This window comes from Stutzerimonas chloritidismutans AW-1, assembly GCF_000495915.1.
Taxonomy (GTDB): domain Bacteria; phylum Pseudomonadota; class Gammaproteobacteria; order Pseudomonadales; family Pseudomonadaceae; genus Stutzerimonas; species Stutzerimonas chloritidismutans.
Window position 1 is genome coordinate 137,947 of sequence record NZ_AOFQ01000062.1, and the last position, 24,002, is coordinate 161,948.

General features: G+C 65.5%; 25 protein-coding genes. 14 read left to right on the forward strand and 11 right to left on the reverse strand.

The genetic code is table 11. The annotated features are described in order from the left end of the window. Positions 1-19: 19 nt before the first annotated feature. Positions 20-1,546, reverse strand: coding sequence for a nitric oxide reductase transcriptional regulator NorR (norR, locus tag F753_RS45450; RefSeq protein ID WP_023446758.1), 1,527 nt, complete (start codon positions 1,544-1,546; stop codon positions 20-22). Positions 1,547-1,691: 145 nt separating this feature from the next. Here norR and ytfE point away from each other — a divergent pair, with 145 nt between their 5' ends. From ytfE to F753_RS45470, 4 genes are all read left to right on the forward strand, one after another. Next, positions 1,692-2,411, forward strand: a complete 720-nt coding sequence (gene ytfE / locus F753_RS45455) for an iron-sulfur cluster repair protein YtfE (protein ID WP_031298339.1) — start codon at positions 1,692-1,694, stop codon at positions 2,409-2,411. Then, positions 2,408-2,923 carry a hypothetical protein gene (locus tag F753_RS45460; protein WP_023446760.1) on the forward strand — a complete coding sequence of 172 codons (516 nt, stop codon included), beginning with the start codon at positions 2,408-2,410 and terminating at the stop codon, positions 2,921-2,923. The genes ytfE and F753_RS45460 overlap by 4 nt, the downstream gene beginning before the upstream one ends. A gap of 134 nt (positions 2,924-3,057) precedes the next feature. Continuing rightward, on the forward strand, positions 3,058-3,741 hold the full coding sequence (locus tag F753_RS45465; RefSeq protein WP_003299699.1) for a Crp/Fnr family transcriptional regulator: 684 nt from the start codon (positions 3,058-3,060) through the stop codon (positions 3,739-3,741). A 68-nt stretch (positions 3,742-3,809) separates the two neighbouring features. Next, positions 3,810-4,001, forward strand: coding sequence for a hypothetical protein (locus tag F753_RS45470; RefSeq protein ID WP_023446761.1), 192 nt, complete (start codon positions 3,810-3,812; stop codon positions 3,999-4,001). A gap of 117 nt (positions 4,002-4,118) precedes the next feature. Here F753_RS45470 and dsbG read toward each other — a convergent pair whose 3' ends face one another. Genes dsbG through dsbD form a run of 3 tightly spaced genes read right to left on the reverse strand, consistent with a single transcriptional unit; the run spans position 4,119 to position 7,431 of the window. After that, positions 4,119-4,886: a thiol:disulfide interchange protein DsbG gene (gene dsbG, locus F753_RS45475; RefSeq protein ID WP_023446762.1), complete on the reverse strand. Its 768-nt coding sequence runs from the start codon at positions 4,884-4,886 to the stop codon at positions 4,119-4,121. Further along, positions 4,883-5,698: a TlpA family protein disulfide reductase gene (locus tag F753_RS45480; RefSeq protein WP_023446763.1), complete on the reverse strand. Its 816-nt coding sequence runs from the start codon at positions 5,696-5,698 to the stop codon at positions 4,883-4,885. The genes dsbG and F753_RS45480 overlap by 4 nt, the downstream gene beginning before the upstream one ends. Beyond that, complete coding sequence (gene dsbD, locus F753_RS45485; protein ID WP_023446764.1) at positions 5,698-7,431, reverse strand: protein-disulfide reductase DsbD; 1,734 nt, start codon at positions 7,429-7,431, stop codon at positions 5,698-5,700. The genes F753_RS45480 and dsbD overlap by 1 nt, the downstream gene beginning before the upstream one ends. A gap of 138 nt (positions 7,432-7,569) precedes the next feature. On the opposite strand from dsbD, the gene F753_RS45490 reads away from it, so the two are divergent. Together F753_RS45490 and F753_RS45495 are read left to right on the forward strand one after the other, a co-directional pair. Next, positions 7,570-8,247 (forward strand): response regulator, encoded by a 678-nt coding sequence (locus F753_RS45490; protein ID WP_023446765.1) that lies wholly within the window; start codon positions 7,570-7,572, stop codon positions 8,245-8,247. Continuing rightward, positions 8,244-9,566: a sensor histidine kinase gene (locus F753_RS45495; protein ID WP_023446766.1), complete on the forward strand. Its 1,323-nt coding sequence runs from the start codon at positions 8,244-8,246 to the stop codon at positions 9,564-9,566. The genes F753_RS45490 and F753_RS45495 overlap by 4 nt, the downstream gene beginning before the upstream one ends. Positions 9,567-9,574: 8 nt before the next feature. On the opposite strand, the gene F753_RS45500 is transcribed toward F753_RS45495, so the two are convergent. Beyond that, complete coding sequence (locus tag F753_RS45500; RefSeq protein WP_023446767.1) at positions 9,575-10,939, reverse strand: heavy metal sensor histidine kinase; 1,365 nt, start codon at positions 10,937-10,939, stop codon at positions 9,575-9,577. Continuing rightward, the gene (locus tag F753_RS45505; protein ID WP_014820951.1) at positions 10,936-11,619 is read right to left on the reverse strand and encodes a heavy metal response regulator transcription factor; all 684 of its coding nucleotides are present in this window, start codon (positions 11,617-11,619) and stop codon (positions 10,936-10,938) included. The genes F753_RS45500 and F753_RS45505 overlap by 4 nt, the downstream gene beginning before the upstream one ends. Positions 11,620-11,831: 212 nt before the next feature. Here F753_RS45505 and F753_RS45510 point away from each other — a divergent pair, with 212 nt between their 5' ends. The 6 genes from F753_RS45510 (at position 11,832) to F753_RS45535 (ending at position 16,573) form a co-directional block, all read left to right on the forward strand. Further along, positions 11,832-12,089 (forward strand): heavy-metal-associated domain-containing protein, encoded by a 258-nt coding sequence (locus F753_RS45510; RefSeq protein ID WP_023446768.1) that lies wholly within the window; start codon positions 11,832-11,834, stop codon positions 12,087-12,089. A 20-nt stretch (positions 12,090-12,109) separates the two neighbouring features. After that, on the forward strand, positions 12,110-12,556 hold the full coding sequence (locus tag F753_RS45515) for a DUF411 domain-containing protein (protein WP_003293403.1): 447 nt from the start codon (positions 12,110-12,112) through the stop codon (positions 12,554-12,556). A gap of 209 nt (positions 12,557-12,765) precedes the next feature. After that, entirely contained in the window at positions 12,766-14,565 is a 1,800-nt protein-coding gene (locus F753_RS45520; RefSeq protein WP_023446769.1) for a copper resistance system multicopper oxidase, read from the forward strand. An 11-nt stretch (positions 14,566-14,576) separates the two neighbouring features. Continuing rightward, a complete protein-coding gene (locus F753_RS45525) occupies positions 14,577-14,897 on the forward strand; it encodes a hypothetical protein (protein WP_023446770.1) in 321 nt (106 codons plus the stop codon). Next, positions 14,887-15,861, forward strand: a complete 975-nt coding sequence (locus tag F753_RS45530) for a copper resistance protein B (RefSeq protein ID WP_023446771.1) — start codon at positions 14,887-14,889, stop codon at positions 15,859-15,861. Before F753_RS45525 ends, F753_RS45530 begins: the two co-directional genes overlap by 11 nt. Before the next feature lie 10 nt (positions 15,862-15,871). Continuing rightward, on the forward strand, positions 15,872-16,573 hold the full coding sequence (locus F753_RS45535) for a c-type cytochrome (protein WP_023446772.1): 702 nt from the start codon (positions 15,872-15,874) through the stop codon (positions 16,571-16,573). A 45-nt stretch (positions 16,574-16,618) separates the two neighbouring features. Here the strand turns inward: F753_RS45535 and F753_RS45540 are convergent, their stop codons facing one another. Beyond that, the gene (locus F753_RS45540; protein ID WP_023446773.1) at positions 16,619-17,158 is read right to left on the reverse strand and encodes a DUF3087 domain-containing protein; all 540 of its coding nucleotides are present in this window, start codon (positions 17,156-17,158) and stop codon (positions 16,619-16,621) included. Between the two features lie 131 nt (positions 17,159-17,289). Between F753_RS45540 and F753_RS45545 the strand changes: the two genes are divergently transcribed. Continuing rightward, complete coding sequence (locus F753_RS45545; RefSeq protein ID WP_023446774.1) at positions 17,290-17,790, forward strand: GNAT family N-acetyltransferase; 501 nt, start codon at positions 17,290-17,292, stop codon at positions 17,788-17,790. Between the two features lie 15 nt (positions 17,791-17,805). Here F753_RS45545 and wrbA read toward each other — a convergent pair whose 3' ends face one another. After that, positions 17,806-18,405 carry an NAD(P)H:quinone oxidoreductase gene (gene wrbA / locus F753_RS45550; RefSeq protein WP_014820960.1) on the reverse strand — a complete coding sequence of 200 codons (600 nt, stop codon included), beginning with the start codon at positions 18,403-18,405 and terminating at the stop codon, positions 17,806-17,808. Between the two features lie 83 nt (positions 18,406-18,488). Further along, a complete protein-coding gene (locus F753_RS45555; protein WP_023446775.1) occupies positions 18,489-19,187 on the reverse strand; it encodes a pirin family protein in 699 nt (232 codons plus the stop codon). A 227-nt stretch (positions 19,188-19,414) separates the two neighbouring features. Here F753_RS45555 and F753_RS45560 point away from each other — a divergent pair, with 227 nt between their 5' ends. Further along, the gene (locus F753_RS45560) at positions 19,415-19,756 is read left to right on the forward strand and encodes an FKBP-type peptidyl-prolyl cis-trans isomerase (RefSeq protein WP_023446776.1); all 342 of its coding nucleotides are present in this window, start codon (positions 19,415-19,417) and stop codon (positions 19,754-19,756) included. A gap of 46 nt (positions 19,757-19,802) precedes the next feature. Here F753_RS45560 and mdoH read toward each other — a convergent pair whose 3' ends face one another. Together mdoH and F753_RS45570 are read right to left on the reverse strand one after the other, a co-directional pair. Further along, positions 19,803-22,379, reverse strand: a complete 2,577-nt coding sequence (gene mdoH, locus F753_RS45565; protein ID WP_023446777.1) for a glucans biosynthesis glucosyltransferase MdoH — start codon at positions 22,377-22,379, stop codon at positions 19,803-19,805. Further along, entirely contained in the window at positions 22,372-23,898 is a 1,527-nt protein-coding gene (locus F753_RS45570; protein ID WP_023446778.1) for a glucan biosynthesis protein G, read from the reverse strand. Before F753_RS45570 ends, mdoH begins: the two co-directional genes overlap by 8 nt. Between the last annotated feature and the right edge of the window lie 104 nt (positions 23,899-24,002).

A 24,002-nucleotide genomic window follows, 5' to 3' on the forward strand; every position in this document is an offset into this window, starting at 1 on the left:
TCTCGCTGGCCGACGGGCGCTACTTGAGCTTTAGCCGTCGCGCCAGTTTGTGCAGGTTGCTCGGGTCGACATCCAGCAGGCGGGCGGCCTGCGCCCAGTTCTCGCCGCTGGCCTCCAACGCCCGGACGATGGCCTGGCGCTGGGCAGCATCGACGGTGTAGCGCAGCGGCAGCACCTCGTCGGCGACTACCGGCTCATCGGCCACCTGCGCCGCGACCACACCGACGGCATGGCTGTCCAGGTCCAGCAGATCGGGCTCCAGCGTCAGGATCTCGCTGCGCGACGCGCCACGGCTGAGCAGGCGCAGCGCCGCGCGGCTGACCACATGCTCCAGCTCGCGCACATTGCCCGGCCAGGAATAGGCCAGCAGAGCGCGCTCGGCGGCCGGCGACAGGCGCATGCTGCGCAGCCCCAGCCGTGCGCGATTGAGTTCGAGGAAGTGCCCGGCGAGGATCAGCACGTCGTTGCCACGCTCGCGCAAGGGTGGAATCGGCGCCGGATAGACCGACAGCCGGTGATAGAGATCGGCGCGAAAATGCCCGTCACGCACGCTTTCGCGCAGGTTGCGGTTGGTCGCGGCGATGATGCGCACATCGACCTGGCGCGGCTTGTCCGCACCGAGGCGCTGGATCTCGCCATTCTGCAAGGTGCGCAGCAGCTTGGCCTGCACCGTCAGCGGCAGCTCGCCGACCTCGTCGAGCAGCAGCGTGCCTCCATTGGCAGCGTCGAAACGACCGGGCCGATCGGTGGTGGCACCGGAGAACGCGCCTTTGACGTGGCCGAACAGTTCGCTCTCGGCCAGGGATTCCGGCAGTGCCGCGCAGTTGACGTGCACCAGTGGCTTGTTGCGCCGCCGCGAATGCCGATGCAGCCAGCGCGCGAACAGCTCCTTGCCGACACCGGTCTCGCCCAGCAGCAGCACTGGCAATTCGGAATCGGCCACCACCTGCAATTCGCGCAGCAGTTCGCGGATCACATCGCTCTGACCGAGAATTTCGCCATCGCCATGATCGAGTGCGGCTTCCATCACGTCGCTACGCGCCAGGCGCAGACCGCGATTCTCATGCTCCAGCCGGGTAACCCGCACCGCGGCCTCGATCACCAGGGTGTAGCGCTGCAGGTCGCAGCGGGCGTCATCGCCAAAGGTGCCGGCATGCAGCGCATCCAGCGTCAGCGCACCCCACAGCTTGCCTTCGACGTAGAGGCTGACGCCCATGCAGTCATGCACCGGCAACGGCTCGCCGATGTGCTCGTCGAGCAAACCGTCATAGGGGTCCGGCAGGCGGCTGTCGGGCTCGAACCAGGTCGGCTCGCGCTGGGAGAGGATCGCCGCCAGACGCGGATGCTGCGCCACGACGAAGCGCCGGCCCAGCGCCTCCTGCACCAGCCCTACCGCCGCCAGTGGCCGCAGGCTGTCCTCGTCGAGGCGCAACAGCACGACGGCACCGCAGCGAAAGTGCTGGTGCAGGGTGTGCACCAGACGTTGCAGGCGCACCGCGTTGGGCAGTTCGGTGGTCAGGTCGGCAAGCAGTGCGTCAGCCATCATGGTGCTGGATACCCTCATGGTTTTTCGAACCATAACCGCTTCGGGTAATTTCCACCAGCAGCGTGTCGCAGTCGCCAGTTTCCGCGGTGTCGGCGCCTGGCACGGCTGTTGCGATGGACTGGCCATATCCATCAGGACCACTGCCATGACTACCGACCTAATCGACCAGACCCTCGGCAATCTCGCATGTTCGGTGCCGGGTGCCACCCGGGTATTCCGCCAGTTCCGCCTGGACTTCTGCTGCGGTGGTGACCTGCCGCTGCGCGAGGCCGCGGCGCGAATCGATGTCGATCCGCACATCATCGCCGGCGCCCTGCTCGCGCTCGAGCCGGAAGAATCCGAGAAAGACTGGCGCGCCGAGCCCGCTGGCCAGCTGATCGAATACATCCTGGCGCGCTTCCATGAGCGGCATCGCGACCAGTTCCCGGAGCTGATTCGCCTGGCCAGCCGGGTCGAGCAGGTCCATGGCAGCCGCCCCGAATGCCCCAACGGTCTCGCCGAACACCTGTGGCACATGCAGCAGGAGCTGGAAAGCCACATGCTGAAGGAGGAACAGATTCTCTTCCCGATGCTGCAGCGCGGCATGCGCTTCCCGCAGGCACAGGGGCCGATCTCGGTAATGCGCTACGAGCATCAGGAGCACGGCAATGCCCTGGAACAGCTGGCAGCGCTGACCAACGACATCACCCCGCCGGCCAACGCATGCAATACCTGGCGCGCGTTGTATCGCGGGCTGGAGGAGATGCGCAGCGACCTGATGCAGCACATCCACCTGGAGAACAACGTGCTGTTCCGTAACGCGGAAATGACCGCGCCGACAACGAGCGACGAAGGCGTACAACGTATCGAGGTGGCTCAGTCATGAAACAGTATCTGCAACCTATCGCCTGGGGCGTGGCAATGGCCTCGGTCGTCGCCCTGGCCAGCAGCTTCGCCCTGAGCATGGCCGTCGGCACGGCGCAGGCGGCCACTGCACACGATCACAGCCACCCAACGCCCGTCGCCGCCCAAGCTACGCCAGGCGAGCGCTGGGCCACCGACGCCGCTCTGCGCGAAGGCATGACCCATATCCACGAAGCCGTGCAACGCAGCATGCCAAGTGCTCCCGGCCAGCCGGTCAGTGACGAGTCGGCGGCCGCGCTGCAACGCGACATCGAAGCGGCGACCAGCTATCTCATCGCCAACTGCAAGTTGCCGGAAGCCGCTGACAATGCGCTGCATGGCCTGTTGATCGACCTGCTCAAGGGCGCCGAGGCGCTGTCCGATGCCGAGCAGCGTGAACAGGGCCTGCAGAGCATTTTCGACGCACTGGAACGTTATCCGCAGCTGTTTGCCGAGCCGGTATGGCGTGACGGATTCGTCGCTCATCTGCACTGATCGCCGACGCGGTACCGAGCCGCGTATGGCCAGATCATGAGCGTCATCAACTTCTAACCTGCGTCATCGCCCACCACATGCGCTAGGCTGAAGGCCGACGTTTGTTGTTGTTCAATTGAAACAGGACGCCTTGCATGGTGCTTCACCGCGTACACCACCAGATTCTCCGCAGCCATCACCTGTTCGAACCGCTGAACGAAGAGCAGATGGAAGAACTGCTCAATGCCAGCCAACTGCTCAACCTCGACAAGGGTGACAACCTGTTCCACCAGGGCGAGCCGGCACACAACTTCTACTTCGTCATCTCCGGTGCGGTTAAGGTCTACCGCCTGACGCCCGACGGCCAGGAGAAGGTCTTCGAGGTCATCGGCAACCGCCAGACCTTTGCCGAAGCCATGATGCTGATGGACACGCCCAACTACGTGGCCTCGGCCCAGGCGGTCTGCCCGTCGCAGGTCTACCGGTTCTCCAACGCGGCCTACATGCGCCTGCTGGAAGCCAACCAGCGCCTCACCTTCGCCCTGCTCGGCAAGCTCTGCGTGCGCCTGCACCAGCGCATCAACGAAATCGAAACGCTGTCGCTGAAGAACGCCACCCACCGCGTGGTGCGCTATCTGCTGACGCAACTGGCGCGAGTGAAGGACGGCAGCAACAGCTTCGAGCTACCGATGGCCAAGCAGCTGGTGGCCGGGCACCTGTCGATCCAGCCAGAGACGTTTTCGCGGATCATTCGGCGACTGATCGACGAGAGCATCATCACCCAGGAAGGCCGGCAGATCGCGATCCTCGATCGCCAGCGGCTCGAGCAGTTCGAGTGAGTTGATCGTCGTCAAAGCCTGCGATTTTTCCGCCGTGTCAGGCTTTACCGACCGAGAGGAGCGCCGCCATGCCCAGATGCCTGTACTGCCAACAGGACAACCCGCCGAAGCAAGCCGAATGCAGCAACTGCGGCATGCCGCTGCCGGAACACGCCGACAGCGCCCCGGAGCGCCGGCAGCGGCGCTTCCTGTGGTTCTGCATCGGTCTCAGCGTCTTCTGCGCGGTGATGATCGTCTGGCTGCCACGCCATCTGTTCTGATGGCGCCCCACCCAATGATGTCTACAGCGGATAGTCGCTTCGCAGTGAAACGCCGCCCCGTTCTGAAGCGGATGTGCCGCGAAACAGCTCAGCGACCAGCCTTCCCACAGCAATCCTTCAGCGTGGCCCCATGATCTGCGCCAGCGCATCCGGCTGCGGTGCACCCTGGTGCTGCTGCAGACGGTCGTTGTCGTCGAGATAGAAGATCGCCGGAGTCGCCTGGGCACCCAGTTCGCTCATCAGCATCAGGTTGTTGGTGAGCTGTTCTTCCAGTTCTGCCGGGATCTTATCCAGCGCCTTGAGCTTGCTCGCCTTGCCGGCCGCCTCGTGCTCGTTGAGCGCTGCCTGAGGATCCTTGGCGCTGAGCAGCGCGGCGGATTTGCCGGCGCTGTCGGCGCGCAGCATGCCGACCATGATGTGCCGCAACTGCACCTTGCCGGACTCGACCCAGGGCCGGGCCTGCTTCCAGAACATGTTGCAGTACGGACAGTTAGGGTCGCTGAACATGTAGATGATGCGCGGTGCGTCGGCCTTGCCGTCGGCGATCCAGGTGCTGTTCTCCATGCGCGTCCACATTTCCTTGCCCAGCGGTTCGTAGACCAGCTTCTCCAGGTGCGCGCGGGTCAGGTCCTCGCCTTTTGCATCGAGCAGGCTACCGATCAGCACGTGCTCGCCATCCGGGGTGAGATACAGCGCCATGCCCTGCCCGTTGTAACGCGCGGCATAGCCCTTGAGCCCGCCGGGTGCCTCGAAACGGCCGACGACCTCGGCGCCACGCGCCTCGACGGCCTTGATCGCCTCCGGCAATTCCTCGGCCTGCGCCATGGGCAGGGCCAGCAGGCTGACGCCCGCCAGCAGGTAGGGTAACGGCTTGAATCGAATCACTGCGCAGCATCCTCTTTCAGTTTTTCCAGCGCGCGCGCCAGGCTGGCGTGCGAGAGTTCGCCAAGATGGCTGCTGACCTGGCGGCCATCGGCGTTGTAGAACAGCGTGGTCGGCAGCGCCGTGGAGCCCACGTGCTGGCCGAGACGCCCGCCACTGTCGAGCAGGACGTTATCGAGACTCAGCCCTTCGGTTTCCAGGAAGCGGTTGATCTCCCCCTCCCCCTCGCCCTGATTGACGAAGAGAAACAGGGTGTCGCTTTCCCTCGCCTGCGCGTCGGCCAGCACCGGCATTTCGCGGCGGCACGGCGGGCACCAGGTCGCCCACAGATTGATCACCAGCGGCTGACCGGAATAATCCTCCAGCGCCACCGGGCGACCCTGGTTGTCGCGCAGGGCCATTTCCGGCAGCCGCGTGCCCTGCTCGAAGGAGTGCCAGGCCAGATTACTGAAGCCCCAGCTGAGGATTCCCACCGTCAGCGCGATGCCCAGCGGCTTGCGCAGCTCGCGGTCACGCCAGCCCCACCAGATGCCCAACGCCAGCGCAACGATCAGACCGGGCCAGGCGATAAAGCCACCGTCACGGATATCGATGACGCTCAGCCAGTCGTCTCGGTAATACGCCCAGTACAGCGCGACAAAGGCCAGGCGAGCCACGAACAGCGCCACCAACAGCAGGCGAAACAGCTGCCGCTCCGGGTTGCGCTCGCTGCGACGGCCGACCCACCAGCCGGTCAGGGTCGCCAGCAGCAGGCTGCCCAGCAGCAATACATGGGGCACCGCCAGGGCCAGCGGCCCGATATTCACAGTCAGCATCAACCTCGCTCCCGGGTCTGATTCCAGTTCTGCAGAAATTCCCCGGCACCGGCCTCGCCCGTGATACGGCGTTCGCGGCGCTCGACGCCATCCGGGCCGATCCACAGCAGCGTCGGCGGGCCGAGCACCTGGTAACGGTCCAGCAATTCGCGGCTGGCGGCGTCGCTGCGGGTCACGTCGGGGCGCAGCACGCGCACGCCGTCCAGGCTCGCCTGCACCTCGGCATTGCCGAAGACCTCCTTCTCCATGACCTTACAGGAGACGCACCAGTCGGCGTAGTAATCGATCAGCACCCACTGGCCCTGCGCTTTGGCCGCTGCCAGCTCACGATCCAGCACGGACGGATCGCTGAAACCGAGCGCGTGAGCTTCGGCGGAGATGGCACCCGCCACGCCTCCGGCATAGATCGCCAGCGGCCGACGCGGATCATCAGCTCCGCCGGCGGCACCGAGCAGCATCGCTGCGCCCCACAGGCCCAGCAGAATGCCGCTGGCGTGACAGAGCACGCGCTGACGTTGCACTACCTGCGCCACATTCAGCAATGCGGTGGCGAGCACCACCAGCAGCGCCCCCCACAGGCCCAGCCATAGCCAGTCGGCCAGCAACGGACGCACAACGAACAGCGCTGCCGCGAGGAAGAGAAAGCCGAACACCACCTTGACCCGGTCCATCCAGGCGCCCGGCTTGGGCAGAAAGCGCTGGCCAACCGTCACCAGCAACAGCAGCGGCGTGCCGATGCCCAGGCCCAGCGCGAACAGCACCAGGCCACCCTGCAGCGCACTGCCGCTCTGTGCGATGAACAGCAGCGCGGCGGCCAGTGGAGCGGTCATGCAGGGGCCGACCAGCAGGCCGGAGAGCACGCCCAGCGCGCCAGCCCCGGCGAGGCTGCCCCCGCGCTGGCGATCACCGACACGCTGCAGACGATCACGCAGCGCCACCGGCAATTGCAGCTCGAACAAACCGAACATCGGCAGCGCCAGCAACACGAACAGCACGGCGAAACTGGTCAGCAGCCAGGGCTGCTGCAGCGCCGCCTGCAGGTTGGCGCCGAGCAGCGCCGCCAGTACACCGAGCCCGGCGTAGACCAGCGCCATGCTGACCACGTACGCCGACGCCAGGGCAAAACCACGGCGCGAGGTGGCGCCGCTGCCGACCACGATGCCCGCCAGGATCGGCAGCATCGGCAGCGAACAGGGGGTGAAGGCCAGCAGCAAGCCGAGGCCGAAGAAGACCAGCAGGCTCCAGGCCAGTGCCTGACTTTCGAGGCCGCTGACCAGCGCCTGATCCTCAGCCAGCTCAGGCGCTGCCTCCGTGCCGTTGCCAGTCAACGACACCTCGCGGGTCTGCGGCGGATAGCAGAGCCCGGCATCGGCGCAGCCCTGCCAGCCGAGACGCACACTGTTCTCCGCGCCCGCCGGGATGGTCAGTTCGAGACTGTCGCGGTAGATCTGCGAATCGCCGAAGAACTCGTCGCTGTAGGGCTCCCCCTCGGGCAGCGGCGGCTGACGCTCCGGCGGCAGGCCGTCGAACTTCAGGCGCTGCTGATAGAGGTAATAGCCCGGTGCGATCCGCCAGTGCAGCAGCGTCGCGCCGTTCTCCTGCGGGCTGACCGTCAGCGCGAACGCCTCGTCCACCGGCAGAAAATCATCCTGCGAGTTGCCGCCAAACAGCCCACCGGCCGGCAGCGCCAATCCGGGCGCCAACAGAAACAGCAGAAGAACCAATATGCGCATGAGAGTCCTGGCCGAGAAATGACTGCCGCGCAGCATGCCGCGACGGGATTAACGCGCCATTAACACCGTGGTACGGGCTGCATAACGCTGCCTTAATCGCTAAGGTCCACCCTTGAGCTTTTTCTGCGGACCCTACCCATGCACGTGCTGCTTGCCGAAGACGATGTACTGATCGCCAGCGGCATCGTCGCCGGGCTCAATGCCCAGGGCTTGATCGTCGACCATGCTGCGACCGCGGCGGATGCCGAAGCCCTGCTGCGTGCGGCGCACTTCGATGTGCTGATCCTCGACCTCGGCCTGCCCGACGAAGACGGCATCACCCTGCTGCGACGCCTGCGCCAACAGGGCCTGGAACTACCGGTGCTGGTGCTCACCGCGCGCGATGCGGTCAGCGACCGGGTCACCGGCCTGCAGGCGGGTGCCGACGACTACCTGCTCAAGCCGTTCGACCTGCGCGAGCTGGCCGCGCGCCTGCACACGCTGATGCGGCGCATGTCCGGGCGCAGCGTCAACCTCATCGAACATGGCCGGTTGAGCTACGACCCGAGCCGCTGCGAAGCACGCCTGGACGGCCGCCTCGTCGACCTGTCGCGCCGCGAACAGGCACTGCTGCAGGCGCTGCTCAACAACCAGGGCCGGGTGCTCAGCAGCGAGCAGCTCAAGGACGCGGTCTACGGTTTTGCCGACGACGTCGAGAGCAACGCGCTGAACGTGCATATCCACCATCTGCGCCGCAAGCTCGGCAGCGGCATCGTCGAAACCGTCCGAGGCCTCGGCTACCGCCTCGGCCTCGCAGGCGACGAGGACGCGCCATGAGCCTGCGCCTGCGCCTGACCCTGATGCTCGGCTCGGCCTTCGTGCTGCTCTGGGCATTGGCTGCGACCTGGATGCTGGTCGATCTGCGCAGCCAGATGATGCTCTCGCTCGACCAGCGCCTGGCGGCCTCGGCGCGCATGGTCGCCGGCCTGCTGGTGCAGTTGCCGCAGCCGGTGCCCGGCGACGGCCCGCCGCAGCGTCTGAGTGCCGAGCAACTGGGCATCCCCAACGGCCTGGCCTGCCAGGTCAGCTCGCTGCGTGGCGAGGTGCTGGCGCGTAGCCACAGTGCGCCCGACCAGCAGCTGGACGCCGAGCAGAACGGCTTTCGCGACCAGTTGATCGACGGCGTGCCCTGGCGCAGCTTCACCCTGGTGCAAGGCGAGCTGCGCATCACCACGGCCGACCGTCTGGATGAGCGTGCTGCGCTGAAACGCTCGGTGTTGCTGGCGGCGGCGCTGCCGGTGGCAGTCGCCCTGCTCGGCAGCCTGGGTCTGCTCTGGCTTGGCCTGGGCCGTGGGCTGGCGCCCCTGCGCAGGATTCGCGAGGCCCTGTCCCGACGCAGCGCCGATTCCCTCGAACCCCTGCCGGTCGAAGGTCTGCCGGCGGAGCTGCTGCCGCTGGTGCAGACGCAGAACCAGCTGTTCCAGCGCATCGCCCAGGCCATCGAACGCGAACGCCGACTGACCGGTGACGCCGCCCACGAACTGCGCAGCCCGCTGACGGCGATCAAGACCCACCTGCAGGTGGCACGCATGACCGAAGGCGCCGCCGCCGAACAGGCACTGGCCAACGCCGAGGCCGGCGCCGACCGCCTGCAGCGCACGCTCGAGCAGCTGCTGTTGCTGGCCCGGGTGGAAGGCAGTCTGGATTTCGACGATGGCCTGCAGTGCACCGCTGCCGAGGTCGCGCGGCTGGCGATTCAGGACGCCAGTGGCGGTGACGGCGCGCCAATCCTGTTGCAGGTCCCGGCGGACCTGCCCGACACGCCGCTGGCCATGCCGCCGGTGCTGGCCATCGCCGCGCTGCGCAACCTGCTGGAGAATGCCCAGCGCCACACCGCGCCGGGCAGCGCCGTCACGCTGACCCTGCAGCCTGAAGCCGAGCGAGTACGCTTCGAAGTACGCGACCATGGCCCGGGCATCGCCGCCGAGCATCTCGAGCACCTGACCCGCCGCTTCTGGCGACACGCCGCCAGCAGTGGCAGCGGCCTGGGCCTGGCCATTGTCCAGGCGATCGCGCAACGCTGCGACTGCACCCTCACATTCGACAGCCAGGCCGGCGGCCTGCGCGTATCGCTGACGGTGCCGCTGCAGCGCTGAGCACGCGCTTAGCCAGGGAATTCCAGGCGGAAGGTCGTCCAGCCCTTCTGCGACGTACAACCGATCGCACCCTGATGGGCCTGAACGATCGAACGGGTGATTGCCAGGCCCAGCCCGGCATTGCTCGGGCTGCCTTCGCGGCGCGCCGGGTCGACCCGGTAGAAGCGGTCGAACAGTCGCTCCAGATGCTCGGGCGCTATGGTCGCCCCGGGATTGCTCACCTCAAGCGTCACGTGACCTGCGCCTCGCTCGATGGTCACCCGGATCCGCTCGCCGTCGGGCGTGTAACGCAGCGCATTGGACAGCAGGTTCGACAGCGCCCGGCGCAGCATCAACAGATCGCCCTGAATGGTGCCGGCACCGGACAGCTCGAAGCGCACCCCGCGCTCGTCCGCCGAGAGCTGGTAATAATCCAGCAGCTGCGCGCACAACGCCTCCAGCGCGACAGGCTTGGCGTCCGGCACGATCAGCCCGTTGTCGGCCTTGGCCAGGAACAGCATGTCGTCGATCATCCGCGACATGCGCTGCAGTTCCTCAAGGTTGGAATGCAGGTTTTCCTGGTACTGATCCACCGTACGCGCCCGGGTCAGCGCCACCTCGGTGTGGGTCATCAGGTTGCTCAGCGGCGTGCGCAACTCGTGGGCGATATCGGCGGAGAAGTTCGACAGCCGCACGAAGGCATCCTCCAGTCGCGCCAGCATGGCGTTGAACGCCTGCACCAGCTGCTGCAGTTCTGCCGGCGTCGAGTCGTCAGGGATGCGCTCGCGCAGCGACTTGGCCGAGACGGACGCGGCCACCTGGGTCACCTCGCGCAACGGTCGCAAGCCGCTGCGCACCAGCAGCCAGCCGAGCAGCCCGCTGAGCAAGGCACAGAGCACCAGCGCCGACCATAGCCAGCCGCTGAACGTATGGAAGAAGGCCTTGTGCGCGGTGACATCGAGCAGGATCAGCAAGGTCAGCCGCTGCGCGCCGATCGCGACATGCCCGGCCTCGCCACGCCAGACGTGGCCGTCCAGTGTCAGCTCTCCCGCCTCCCGGCCGATCAGCTCGAGTAACGGCGGTTCCGCTTCATCAACGCCCGGCTGAGGAAACAGCTGTGCACCGCGTTCATCGAAAATGAAACCGCGCATCTCGCTGTGCCCGCCGAGCAGCGCCTGCAGCTGTGGGCGAACGCGCTCGAAGTTCTGCAGCTCGTCCAGTTCCCCCAGCAGGCGTCGGCTTGCCTCGAGCTTTTCGTGCAGCGTATGGCGGTCCAGTTCGTCGAAGTGATGCTCGCTGAGCTGGCTGAAGAAGTAACCGGCGGCGGCCAACACGCCGGTCACCGCCAGCATGAACATCAGGCTCAGCCGCGCGGTCAGCGACAGCCGCTTCATGGCGCGTCCGGCTCGTCGAGCATGTAACCCATGCCCCGTGCGGTGTGGATCAGCTTGGGCTCGAAGCCGTCGTCGATCTTCACCCGCAAGCGGCGGATCGCCACCTCGATGACGTTGGTGTCACTGTCGAAATTCATGTCCCACACCTGGGAAGCGATCAGCGACTTGGGCAGCACCTCGCCGCGTCGACGCAGCAGCAGTTCCAGCAGGGCGAATTCCTTGGCAGTCAGGTCGATACGCTGGCCAGCCCGCACCGCGCGGCGCTTGAGCAGATCGACCTCCAGATCGGCGATCTTCAACTGGGTCTGCAAGGCCGCCGCGTTGCCTCGTCGCAGCAGGGTGCGCACGCGCGCCAGCAGTTCGGAGAAAGCGAACGGCTTGACCAGATAATCGTCGGCGCCCAGCTCCAGCCCCTTGACTCGATCCTCGACGCGATCGCGCGCGGTCAGAAACAGCACCGGCACCTCGTTGCCCGACGCCCGCACCAGGCGCAACACTTCCCAGCCATCCAGGCCCGGCATCATCACGTCGAGAATCAGCAGGTCATAGGGCGTACTCAGCACATGCTGCAGCGCGTCGGTGCCGCTGGTAACACGGTCGACGGTGAAGCCGGCCTCGCTCAGCCCCTGCTGCAGGTACATGCCGGTTTTCGGTTCGTCTTCAGCGACCAGCAATTTCATGGCGGCAAGTTCCTTCGGTGGCGACGCCGCAAGTGTGGCAGTGCCCGCAGCTGGGACGCCACGAAGCTGACAAAAAAGTAATCTTCCGATCAGCCTCTTGTCAGGCCGCCGGGGTTAGCGTGGTACTCAGAAAAATGATGCTTGACCTTGCCATAGCGTCAAGGTTGAGCATCAAGCCAGTGCTACCAGACTGGCTAACCGAGGACCATCCCATGACCAGCATTCAACTCAAGGTATCCGGCATGACCTGCGGCGCGTGCGTCCGGCATGTAACCGCGGCGCTACAGCCCTTGGCGGGTGTCGAGCGCGTCGAGGTCGATCTGGCCGCCGGGCTCACCCGGATAGACGGCACGGCCGATAGCGCGGAGCTGATCGCCGCACTCGACGAAGCCGGTTACCCTGCCGAGGTCACCACCGACTCGCCTGCCCCGACGCCCCGCAAAACCGGATGCGGTTGCGGCTGCAACTGAACATCGCTCTGGAGAAGCCCATGAAACTCTACCTCACCGCACTCGCCGCTCTGCTGATGTCCGGCATGGCCCACGCCGCGGATGTCATCGATGTACACCGCGATGCCAACTGCGGCTGCTGCAAGGACTGGATCAAGTACCTCGAGGCCAACGGTTTCGAGGTGCGCGATCACGTCGAAAGCAACATGTCGGCGGTCAAGCAGAAGCTGGGTGTCGCGCCGCGCCTGGGCTCATGCCACACCGGTGTGATTGACGGCAAGTTCGTCGAAGGCCACGTTCCGGTTGCGGCGATTCATGAGCTGCAGAAGCGCGACGATCTCGCCGGTGTTGCCGTACCGGGCATGCCGGCGGGCTCGCCGGGCATGGATTATGGCCAGCCGCACCAGCAGTATCAGGTGATCGGCCTGACCACCAAGGGCCGCGATTTGGTGCTCGGCGACTACCTCGGCGCGCAGCCGGTTCGCTAAGCCGCGCTGCCATCAGGACAGGCGATGCCGTTCGGCATCTCCGGCAGGGCCAGCCCGATTGGGGCTGGCCACGCTGCCAGCTGACAAAATCGTAATTTTCGCTTCAGGTCGCTGACAGATGCACCGCGCTATGGTGCTTGTCATAAGCGTTGCAACGTCGCGCCTGCGCGGCGGCAAACCAACAATTCGATCGACCGAACAGGACCCGCATGCAATTGACCAGTTCTCGGCGCACCTTCGTCAAAAGCCTGGCTGCCGGCGGCGCCGTCGCGGGCCTCGGGCTGTGGCAACAGCCCGTCTGGGCGCTGACCAGCCCAGGTCAGCCGACGGTGCTCAGCGGCACCGAGTTCGACCTCACCATCGACTCCATGAGCGTGGACTTCACCGGCAAGCGCCGCACTGCCATGGCCATCAACGGCAGCATCCCCGGCCCAGTGTTGCGCTGGCGCGAGGGCGACACCGTGACCCTGCGCGTGCGCAACCGGCTGCCCCACGACACCTCCATCCATTGGCACGGCATCCTGCTGCCGGCCAACATGGACGGCGTACCCGGCTTCAGCTTCGCCGGCATCGCGCCGGATGGCATGTACGAATACCGCTTCAAGGTCGTCCAGAGCGGCACGTACTGGTACCACAGCCACTCCGGTTTTCAGGAACAGCTGGGCGTCTATGGCGCGCTGATTATCGATCCCAAGGAACCCGACCCATTCAGCTACGACCGCGACTACGTGGTGTTCCTCTCCGACTGGACCGACGAAAGCCCGGCGCGGGTGCTGGCCAAGCTGAAGAAGCGCTCGGACTACTACAACCAGGGCCGCCGCACGCTTGGCGATTTCATCGACGATGTCGCCGACAACGGCTGGAGTGACACCGTCAGCGAGCGCTGGGCCTGGGCGAAGATGAACATGTCGCCGACCGATCTCGCCGACATCAGCGGTGCCACCTACACCTACCTGCTCAACGGCCAGGCGCCGGACGGCAACTGGACCGGCCTGTTCCAGCCAGGCGAGCGAATCCGCCTGCGCCTGATCAACGGTTCGGCGATGAGCTATTTCGACTTCCGCATTCCCGGCCTCAAGCTCACCGTGGTCGCCGCAGATGGGCAGAACGTCGAACCGGTGCAGGTGGACGAAGTGCGCCTGGCCGTGGCGGAAACCCTCGATGTGATCGTCGAGCCGGACGGCAGCCAGAACGCCTACACCCTGTTCGCCCAGGCCATGGACCGCAGCGGCTATGCCCGCGGCACCCTGGCCGTGCGCGATGGCCTGCAGGCGCCGGTGCCCAAGCCGGACCCGCGCCCAGAACTGAGCATGGAGGATATGGGCCACGGTGATCATGCCGCCCACGGCCAGGCTGCTGCGCCTGCGCCGAGCGACGATCCTCACGCCGGGCATGGCGACATGAATCACGGCGCGATGAATCAGAATGAGATGAATGGCCAGATGGACCACGCGACCATGGGCCACGGCTCGTCCGGCGGCGGCATGCAGACGCATCCGGCAGGCAAAACCGACAACCCGCTGGTGGACATGCAGACCATGATGCCGGTGCCCAAGCTGGACGATCCCGGCATAGGCCTGCGCGACAACGGCCGGCGCGTGCTGACCTATGCCGACCTGCACAGCACCTTCGCCGATCCGGACGGCCGTGAGCCGACGCGCACCATCGAACTGCACCTGACCGGCCATATGGAACGCTTCGCCTGGTCATTCGACGGCATTCCCTTCGCCGACGCCGAGCCAATCCGCCTCAAGTACGGCGAGCGGGTGCGCTTCGTGCTGGTCAACGACACCATGATGCACCACCCCATCCACCTGCACGGGCTGTGGAGCGATCTGGAGGACGAACACGGCAATTTCCAGGTGCGCAAGCACACCATCGACATGCCACCGGGTTCGAAACGCAGCTATCGCGTCACCGCCGACGCCCTCGGTCGCTGGGCCTATCACTGCCACATGCTGATGCACATGGACCTCGGGATGTTCCGCGAAGTCCGCGTAGAAGAATGACGGAGAGAACCATGAAAACAATCAAGCGCACCGCCCTGCTCGCCTTCGGCCTGGCCGCAACGTTCGGCCTCAACACAGCCTACTCGCAGAGTGAGCACGACGGTCATCATCCCGCCAACGCGCCAGCCGAACAGGCCGCGCCGCAGGCCAGCCAGCCCAAGCCCGGACAAAAGCAGGGCGACATGATGCAGGGCATGGACCACGACAAGATGCAGGACATGCACGACCAGCACATGGGTTCCGACCACATGGACCACGGCAGCATGGGCAACGGAAAGATGCAGAAGGACCTGCCAAAGGGCGCCGAACAAGGCAAGCCGCATGATCATTAAGACACTGCCGATCGCCATCGCCCTCGCACTGGCTGCGACGGCGAGCCAGGCGCAGCAGGCCATGGATCATTCCGGACACGCCGGGCACGCTGCGCCAGCGGACCACAGCCAGATGGATCCTGGGCAGATGGATCACAGCCAGATGAACCATGAGCCCATGAACCAAGGCGGCATGGATCATCGCGATCACAGCAGCATGGATCACAGTTCAATGGCTCACCCACCGGTCACCGGCGTTGGCACCGGACAGGAGCCGCGCACGCCAATTCCTACGATCAGCGATGCTGACCGCGCCGCGGCATTTCCCGACCTGCCGCCTCATTCTATGCACCAGGGCGGCAGCAATTTTCTGTTCCTCGCCGATCAGCTGGAATGGCAGGACGCCGATGAAGGCAGCACTCTGGCCTGGGACATTTCCGGCTGGTATGGCGGCGATATCGACCGCCTCGCCTTCCGCTCCGAGGGTGAGCGCACCGATGGCCACACCGAGGAGGCCGAACTGCAGCTGCTCTGGAGCCACGCCATCGGCCCCTGGTGGGAAACCGTCGCAGGCGTGCGCCAGGACTTCAAGCCTGGCTCGCCACAGACCTGGGCCGCCTTTGGCGTGCAGGGCATGCCGCTGTTCGGTCTGGAAACCGAAGCCACGGCTTTCCTTGGCGAGGGCGGCCAGAGCGCGCTGCGCCTGGAGGCTGAATACGACATCCTGCTGACCCAGCGCTGGGTGCTGCAACCCACCGCGGAGCTGAACCTGCACGGGCGCAACGACCAGGCGCGCGGCGTCGGCTCCGGTCTCAGCGACGCCAGTGTCGGTCTGCGCCTGCGTTACGAGATAAGTCGTCAGTTCGCGCCTTATGTCGGCGTCAGCTGGGGCCGTGCCTACGGCAATACCGCTGACCTGCTGCGTGCCGATGACGAAGACGTCAGCGAGGCGAAGCTGGTAGCCGGTATTCGCTTCTGGTTCTGAGGCCCCACGTATGAAGACTGTCCTGGCGACACTGGCACTGAGCACCCTGCTGGTCGCAATCGGCGGCGCGCTGGTGGTGTATTCCGGCATCATCGATGTCGGCGCGGACGCCCCGCACAGCGCGCCACTGCACGCCGTGCTGGAGACCACCCGTGAACGCGCCGTGGCCGTGCGCGCCCGCAACCTCGAAGTGCCGACGCTGGGGGCTGCGGAGCAGATTCGTTCCGGGGCGGGCAACTACGCGGCCATGTGCGTCGGTTGCCACCTGGCGCCCGGCGTCGAGCCGACCGAACTGAGCCAGGGCCTCTACCCCGCGCCCCCAACGCTTGCCGAGGACTCCCGAGACAACGACCCGGCCGCGACTTTCTGGGTCATCAAGCATGGACTCAAGTCCACTGGCATGCCGGCGTGGGGCAAGTTCATGGAGGACCGCTACATCTGGTCTCTGGTCGCCTTCGTCGAACAACTGCCCTCACTCACCCCGCTGGAATACCAGACGCTGGTGGACTCTAGTGACGGCCACCAGCACGGTGGCGGTGAATCGGACATGCACGATCACAGCGGCCAGCATCCCGCTCCTGCCGCCGAACAGCAGCCGGCAGACGCAGACCATCATCAGGGCGCACACGACGGCCATGCGCCGGCACAATCGGAAGCAGCACCGCAAGCCGATGTACACCACCACCCGGACGGCAGCCGCCACGTGCATTGATGCGCTGCGCCATGAACGGCGCAATCGTCCTTCAAGCCGTTCGCTTCAGCGCTTCGCCTCGATCTGTCCGACTCGCTCCAGCCAACCCGACTCCAGGCGCGGCTGGTCGGTATCCATGTTCCGCGCCTCCATCGCCTCGCGGTGACGATCAATCTCGGCAACCGAATCGCTGAGGCCGCTGGAGTTGCCATCGAGCCGATGCATCTGCGTCAGCCCCAGGTGATAGAAGCGCAGCAGCTTCATCGCATCCGGATCGCCCGCACTTACGCCTGCCTTGACCTGGTGCATCATGTTGGTCACACGCATCAGGCTGCGCTTGAGCTGCCAGCCGTACACCGCTGCGGCCATCCACGGCTGCTGCCAGTACAGCCACCTGACGATTCCGATCGTCAGCGCCAGTCCGGCCACGACACCAATGATGTTCAGCCGCAGGTTGTCGCCACCGGGCTCACCGAACAGCGCCACGGCAAGGGTCGACAAGCCCATGGCGAGGACGGCAAAGGTCGCGGCGACGATCAGCGTGCTGCGCCGGGTCTGCTGGCGATAGGTTTCGGGGCTGAGCGGAACGATCTCGAATAGCACCACGGGGCGATGTCCTTGGCTGAGGCAGAAGATGAGCGGTGGCCATTATCACCTCAATCGGCGAGCGATGACTGACGCAGCGCAGTTTCTTCCGGGACCCGGCTATGCTGGAGCCGTCCCAACAGGAGAACCCCATGCGCCGCCTCGCCACGCCCGCCGATGAGCAGCGGGTCTACGACATCTACATGCACCCGGACGTGGTGCCCTACCTGGGCTTCGATCCCATGCCGCGCGAGCACTTCGGCAAGGTTTTCGAGCCGCTGTTCGAAAGCGCCAGCTTCTATGTCTTCGAAGACGACGGCATGGTGCAGGGCTTCTACAAGGTGCAGCGCCATCTGGGCCGTGCCGCCCATGTGGCCTACCTCGGCACCCTGGCCGTCGCGCCCGAGGTCAGGGGCAGCGGCCTGGCGCAGCGGATGATGCAGGAAGCCCTCGACAAGCTGGCCGCCAGCGGCATTCGTCGTGTGGAATTGACGGTGGAGGCGGACAACCCGAGGGCGATTGCTTTCTACGAGCGCTTCGGTTTCGGCTACGAAGGCACGCAGCGCGCCGCGTACAAGCGCAGCAGCGACGACGGCTTCGTCGACGAACTGATGTATGGCCTGTTGCTGGGACCCGGGCGGGTCCCAGCGTAGGTACTGCGTCGTTCGTCAGCCCTTGAGCTTGCTGGTGATCTTCGCCACGTGCTCGCCCTGGTAGCGCGCGATGGCCAGTTCCTTCTCCGAAGGCTGACGCGAGCCGTCGCCACCGGCGATGGTCGTGGCGCCATAGGGCGTGCCACCGTTGGTTTCGGAGATGTCGAAGAACTCGCTGATGCCATAACCGGTCGGCACGATGACCATGCCGTGGTGCGCCAGGGTGGTCCAGGTCGAGGTAATGGTCATCTCCTGCCCACCGCCGGTGCCGGTCGAGGCGAACACGCTGGCGACCTTGCCGTGCAGCGCGCCCTTGGCCCACAGGCCGCCGGTGCGGTCGAGGAAGTTGCGCATCTGCCCGGACATGTTGCCGAAGCGGGTCGGGGTGCCAAAGATGATTCCGTCGTAGTCCGGCAGCTCGTTCGGATCGGCGATATCGGCTGGCTGATCGACCTTGCCGCCGGCGTTGCGGAAGGCGTCTTCCGGCATGGTTTCCGGCACGCGCTTGATCGTGACCTCGACGCCCGGCACACGGCGCGCGCCTTCGGCGACGGCATTGGCCATCGTTTCGATATGGCCGTACATGGAGTGATAGAGCACGAGAATCTTCGCCATCTTGCTTTCCTCTTTCGGTGGGTGAGTCTGAATTAAGTGGTGGATGGGATAACGCGCCAGACGGGTCGTTCCGACAGCAGGCGTCAGAGCGACTCGACCAGGACAACTTCGCTGTCTGCCACGGCCCTGATGCTCAGTCGTGTCTCATCACGCACGGCCACGCCATCGCCGGCGGCGACCGCAAGTCCGTTGATTTCGATCTGGCCGCTGGCCGGCACCAGATACACCCGGTGTCCGGCGCCAACTTCGTAGTCAGCGCTCTGCCCTGCTGCAAGCGTAGCCGCTGCCAGCCTGCCTTCAGCACGAATCGGCAGCGCCTCGTCATCGCCGGACAGGCCACTGGCGAGCGTGACGAAGGCGCCGGCGCGCTCGCCAGTGGGGAACTGGCGAGTGCCCCAGGCCGGCGGCAGTCCGGTCTGCTGCGGGTGAATCCATATCTGGAAAATGCGCGTTTCCACATCCTCCAGGTTGTACTCGCTGTGCACGATCCCGGTGCCGGCGCTCATCACCTGCACATCGCCAGCGACGGTACGGCCGCGGTTGCCGAGGCTGTCTTCATGGGTGATGGCGCCCTGGCGGACGTAGGTGATGATTTCCATGTCCCGGTGCGAGTGCGGTTCGAAGCCCGATTGCGGCGCGATGCTGTCGTCGTTCCATACGCGCAGACGGCCCCAGCGCATACGCTCGGCGTCGTGATATTCGGCGAAGGAAAAGTGGTGGCGCGCGTTCAGCCAGCCGTGCTGCGCATGACCAAGCTGGGCATATGGACGTAGTTCGATCATCTCGTTCTCCGCAGATCGGGGCACCGGGTCGAACCCGGCCAATGAGGGAGATGATCCATTCAATCAGATCAATATTGTTTGCAATTTTCAGCCAATAACCATCGATGAAATCGATACATATGCAGACGAGCTGGCTCGGCGCTCTGGCGTAGCGACCGGTCTCTTGCCCGTAGCGCATTTACCTGCCACAAAGCGCTCCCCTCTTTCAGCTTTCAGGAAGCGCATGAATGAATGATGAATTGCTGGTCGAAGACATTCAGCTCGGCGATGGCAAAGCGGTGGTCAAGGGTGCGCTGATCACCACCCAATACCGCGGCACGCTGAGCGACGGCACGGTATTCGACAGCTCCTACGAGCGCGGCAAACCCTTCCAGTGCGTGATCGGCACCGGTCGGGTGATCAAGGGTTGGGACATCGGGCTGATGGGCATGCGGGTCGGCGGCAAGCGCCGGCTGTTCGTGCCGGCGCAGCTGGGCTATGGCGAGCGCCAGGTCGGCGCGCATATTCCGCCCAATTCGGATCTGCACTTCGAGATCGAGCTGCTCGAAGTACTGACGCGAGACGACTGACCAGCCTCTCTGACGACCCCTGCGGGCCGCCAGAAAGTCGCGCGTATCAGACCTCGCTGGCGAGGTCCGGGCCCGCCACACCGTGGGGATACTGCTCCCGATAGCGCGCCAACCAGACGGCCCCGGCCGGATCTTCCCAGGCGTGACGGTGCAACAGCGCCATGCCATCCGGATCGTTCAGCAGGCGCCAGCGCGCCGCCTCGGCATCCGCGCCGTCCGGGCCGACCGCCAGCACCTGACCGAGGCGCTGCTCGCGCAAACGCTCGGCGCCGGTGACCACCCTGGCATGCCGGGCGCGCGCCATGGCACAGACCAGCGCGTTGTACAGCGGATCGACCACCGCCACGAGGAAGCCATGGCGCAAGGCAACCGCCTGGTTCTGCTGCTGGTACAGGTCGGTATTGGCCAGCTCGGTGGGCGGTGCGTATTCCTCCGGGATCAGGAACAGCTTGCTGCGCCGCGCGGCCAGGCCGAGACCGGTACGGCTGGTGATCACCGATACCGGCGCCGACAGGATCAGCGACACCACGATCGGCGCCAGCCACCAGAGAAATGCTGCATCCAACCAGGCGACCAGTGCCGTCCAGAGCACACCGATGACGATCTGCGAGCCATGCCGGCGCAGGGCCTCACCCCAAGGGGTTGCGTTATCGCCGCGCTGCGGAGAGTTCCACTGCACCGACCAGCCGAGGAAGGCCGCAGTGACGAACACGCTGTGGAAGAGCATGCGCACCGGCGCCAGCAGCACCGAGAACAGCGTTTCGATCAGCATCGACAGCAGCACCCGCAGCCGCCCGCCATAGGCTTCAGCCCCCTGGATGCAGACCAGCAGCACGCTGAGCAGCTTGGGCAGAAACAGCAGTGTCATGGTCGCCGAGAACAGCGCGATGGCTTCCTGCGGGTGCCAGCGCGGCCACAGCGGGTAAAGCTGGTTCGGCTGCAGGAAGTACTCCGGCTCCATCAGCGTATGGATCGCCAGCAGGCCGGTGGACAGCAGCAGGAAGAGAAACCACAGCGGCGCCGACAGGTAGGACATCACCCCGGTGAGGAACACCATGCGATGCACCGTGTGTACTCCGCGCACCATGAACAGGCGGAAGTTCATCAGGTTGCCGTGGCACCAGCGACGATCACGCTTGAGTTCGTCGAGCAGGTTCGGCGGCAGCTCCTCGTAACTGCCCGGCAGGTCGTAGGCGATCCACACGCCCCAGCCGGCGCGGCGCATCAGCGCGGCTTCGACGAAGTCGTGGGAGAGGATCGCCCCGGCGAACGAGCCGGTGCCGGGCAACGGCGCCAACGCGCAGTGCTCGATGAACGGCTTCACGCGAATGATCGCGTTGTGGCCCCAGTAGTGCGATTCACCCAGCTGCCAGAAGTTGAGCCCGGCGGTAAACAGCGGACCGTAGACGCGCGTGGCGAACTGCTGCAACCGCGCATAGAGCGTGTCCATGCCCGACGCCTTGGGCGCAGTCTGGATGATGCCGGCGTTGGGGTTGGCCTCCATCAGTCGCACCAGGCTGGTCAGGCATTCGCCGCTCATCACGCTGTCGGCGTCCAGCACCACCATGTAGCGGTAGCTGCTGCCCCAGCGACGGCAGAAGTCGTCGATGTTGCCGCTCTTGCGCTTCACGCGGCGCCGGCGGCGACGGTAGAAGATGTGACCGAAGCCATCCACCGCACGGCACAACTCGACCCAGGCCTTCTGCTCGGCAACACAGGTGTCGGGGTCGTTGCTGTCGCTGAGCACGAAGATGTCGAAATGCTCGAGTTCACCGGTTGCCTTGAGCGACTCGTAAGTCGCGCGCAGGCCGGCGAACACACGCGGCACGTCCTCGTTGGCAATCGGCATCACCAGCGCCGTACGCGCCTCGGCCGGTATCGGTTCGGTGCCGGGGCTGCTGGCCGAGATGCTGTAACGGTCCTTGCCGCGCAGCAGCTGGAAGAAGCCCATCAGCGCGGTCCAGAAGCCCACCGAGACCCAGCAGAACAGCAGTGCGAAGAGCAGCAGGATGCTCGTCTGCACCACATAGGGAAGGATCTGCCGGGCCGATTCGGACAGCGGCTGGACGAACACTTCCTGCATGTCGACCAGGAACCAGCCCTGGTAAGGCAGCACCGCCTTCATCTGCCAGGTGGCAAAGGCGGTCTGGCCGAGCATCAGCACCAGCAGTGCCGCACGGCGCAGCGCCGCGACCCGGCGCCAGCGCGCCTCGTCGAGCGGCTGCGGACTGGGCTCGAAGTGACGCCGCGGCGGCGTGCGGCCCAGCATCCGGCGCCAACCGCGGCGCAGAATATTGGTATGCCAGGGCTCCGGCACCATGCGTGTGCGCACGATCGGCGGGGTCGACTGCACATAGGCGCGCCCCTGGTGGTCCTCGGCGATTACGCCGGCGCGGTCGAACAGATCGCCCCAGCCCAGCCGCAGTCGCGCGACCACCGAGTCGAGCAGACGCCGCGACGGGCTGCGCTGCGCGCTGGTCTCGGCAGACAGTTCATCATGCAGCGCGAACAGGCCGCCCCGCTCGGCCGCCTGCCGGTATCTGGCCGGGTCCTCGGTTTCGTTCAACGCCAGGCCGTCGCAATAGCTTTGCGTCAGGCCATTCACTGCATGCTGCTCATTCATGGGGAGGAATCTGGTAGGTCCAGGTTTCGGAAAGGGTCTTGTCGCCATCGACCAGCGCCGCACGCATCTCGACCGGGCGCGCCGGGTCGCGAACCTTCACGCGCAGCGTCAGGCGCCAGCCCTTGGTGACGGTGTTGTAGCGCAGGTTGTTTTCCACCAGCTCGGCATTGTCATCGACGCTGACGCGCGTGCTGACCGGCGCATCCTCGGCGAGCTTCTCCAGCACCGGCCCGACGAAGTCCACGACCAGCGCCGTGCTGCCGTCAGGCTGGCGGATCAGGTTGGCCTGCTTGACGTCGCCGGTGGAGATACGGGTCTGCTGCACCCACGCCAGCTCAGGATCGTGCAGGCTCGGTTCGTCCATGGAAAAGTGCAGGCGGTATTCCAGATCCAGCGACTGGCCGGGCTCCGGCTGCTTTTCCGGGGACCAGAAGGCGACGATGTTGTCATTGGTCTCGTCAGGCGTCGGGATCTCGATCAGCTCAACGTGGCCCTTGCCCCAGTCGCCGCGGGTTTCCACCCAGCCGCTCGGGCGCAGCTCGTAGCGGTCGTCCAGGTCTTCGTAACGGCCGAAATCGCGAGTGCGCTGCATCAGCCCGAAGCCGCGCGGGTTCTCCACGCTGAACGCACTCACGGCCAGCCGCTTCGGATTGTTCAGCGGACGCCAGATCCATTCGCCACTGCCGGCATGAATCGCCAGACCCTCGGAGTCATGCAGTTGCGGACGGAAGTTGGTGACATTGCTCGGCTGGTTGGCGCCGAACAGGAACATGCTGGTCAGCGGCGCAATCCCAAGCTTGCCGACCTGCTCGCGGAGAAACACCTTGGCCTGCACGTCCAGCGTGCTGTCCTTGCCCGGCGTCAGCACCATGCGATAGGCGCCGGTGGCGCGCGGCGAATCGAGCAGCGCGTAGATCACCAGGTTGCGCCGATCAGCCTGCGGCCGCTCGACCCAGAATTCGCGGAACCGCGGGAACTCCTCGCCCACTGGTAGTGCCGTGTCGACCGCCAGCCCGCGCGCGGAGAGCCCGTACCACTGGCCCTTGCCGATGATGCGGAAGTAGCTGGCGCCGAGCAGGGTCATCACCTCGTCCTGCTTGTCCTTCTTGTTCAGCGGATAGAGCACCTTGAAGCCGGCGAAGCCCAGCCCCTCCAGCGAGGCCGGGTCGATGTCGACACCGCCGAACTCGAACATCGACGGGTCGTAGCGAATCTCGCGCACTTTCGTCGCGGTGATTTCATTGATGCGCACCGGCGTGTCGAAGTGCATGCCCTGGTGATAGAACTGCAGATGGAACGGGGTTTCGACGTCCTTCCAGTAGGCATGCTCCGGGTTGAAGCGCACGCGCTGGTAGTCGGCGAATGCCATCTTGCGGAATTCGTCGGGCAGGTTGCTCACCGGCTCCTCGTAACCGCTGGCAGCCAGTTCCTGAGCCCGCTTGGCCACATCGTCGAGGCTGAACGCCAGCGCACTGCCAGCCATAAGCATGCACAGGCCACCCGCCAGACCGGCCAGCATGCGTGCCGGCTGATTCCCCGTGTTCCATTGAAAAATGCGTAACACACCGCCTCCGAATTACACGTTTGTGCAGAGTTCGCTCTGCTTCGCTGTTTCTGATCGCC

Bases quoted from the DNA above. Each gene is read 5' to 3' on its own strand.
- F753_RS45535 (WP_023446772.1), top strand. From the start codon at position 15,872: ATGAAGACTGTCCTGGCGACACTGGCACTGAGCACCCTGCTGGTCGCA.
- F753_RS45545 (WP_023446774.1), top strand. From the start codon at position 17,290: ATGCGCCGCCTCGCCACGCCCGCCGATGAGCAGCGGGTCTACGACATC.
- F753_RS45465 (WP_003299699.1), top strand. From the start codon at position 3,058: ATGGTGCTTCACCGCGTACACCACCAGATTCTCCGCAGCCATCACCTG.
- F753_RS45495 (WP_023446766.1), top strand. From the start codon at position 8,244: ATGAGCCTGCGCCTGCGCCTGACCCTGATGCTCGGCTCGGCCTTCGTG.
- mdoH (WP_023446777.1), bottom strand. From the start codon at position 22,379: ATGAATGAGCAGCATGCAGTGAATGGCCTGACGCAAAGCTATTGCGAC.
- F753_RS45560 (WP_023446776.1), top strand. From the start codon at position 19,415: ATGAATGATGAATTGCTGGTCGAAGACATTCAGCTCGGCGATGGCAAA.
- F753_RS45505 (WP_014820951.1), bottom strand. From the start codon at position 11,619: ATGAAATTGCTGGTCGCTGAAGACGAACCGAAAACCGGCATGTACCTG.
- dsbD (WP_023446764.1), bottom strand. From the start codon at position 7,431: ATGCGCATATTGGTTCTTCTGCTGTTTCTGTTGGCGCCCGGATTGGCG.
- F753_RS45520 (WP_023446769.1), top strand. From the start codon at position 12,766: ATGCAATTGACCAGTTCTCGGCGCACCTTCGTCAAAAGCCTGGCTGCC.
- F753_RS45490 (WP_023446765.1), top strand. From the start codon at position 7,570: ATGCACGTGCTGCTTGCCGAAGACGATGTACTGATCGCCAGCGGCATC.
- F753_RS45500 (WP_023446767.1), bottom strand. From the start codon at position 10,939: ATGAAGCGGCTGTCGCTGACCGCGCGGCTGAGCCTGATGTTCATGCTG.
- F753_RS45525 (WP_023446770.1), top strand. From the start codon at position 14,577: ATGAAAACAATCAAGCGCACCGCCCTGCTCGCCTTCGGCCTGGCCGCA.
- F753_RS45460 (WP_023446760.1), top strand. From the start codon at position 2,408: ATGAAACAGTATCTGCAACCTATCGCCTGGGGCGTGGCAATGGCCTCG.
- F753_RS45530 (WP_023446771.1), top strand. From the start codon at position 14,887: ATGATCATTAAGACACTGCCGATCGCCATCGCCCTCGCACTGGCTGCG.
- F753_RS45480 (WP_023446763.1), bottom strand. From the start codon at position 5,698: ATGCTGACTGTGAATATCGGGCCGCTGGCCCTGGCGGTGCCCCATGTA.
- wrbA (WP_014820960.1), bottom strand. From the start codon at position 18,405: ATGGCGAAGATTCTCGTGCTCTATCACTCCATGTACGGCCATATCGAA.
- F753_RS45510 (WP_023446768.1), top strand. From the start codon at position 11,832: ATGACCAGCATTCAACTCAAGGTATCCGGCATGACCTGCGGCGCGTGC.
- F753_RS45570 (WP_023446778.1), bottom strand. From the start codon at position 23,898: ATGCTGGCCGGTCTGGCGGGTGGCCTGTGCATGCTTATGGCTGGCAGT.
- ytfE (WP_031298339.1), top strand. From the start codon at position 1,692: ATGACTACCGACCTAATCGACCAGACCCTCGGCAATCTCGCATGTTCG.
- norR (WP_023446758.1), bottom strand. From the start codon at position 1,546: ATGATGGCTGACGCACTGCTTGCCGACCTGACCACCGAACTGCCCAAC.
- F753_RS45470 (WP_023446761.1), top strand. From the start codon at position 3,810: ATGCCCAGATGCCTGTACTGCCAACAGGACAACCCGCCGAAGCAAGCC.
- F753_RS45555 (WP_023446775.1), bottom strand. From the start codon at position 19,187: ATGATCGAACTACGTCCATATGCCCAGCTTGGTCATGCGCAGCACGGC.
- F753_RS45515 (WP_003293403.1), top strand. From the start codon at position 12,110: ATGAAACTCTACCTCACCGCACTCGCCGCTCTGCTGATGTCCGGCATG.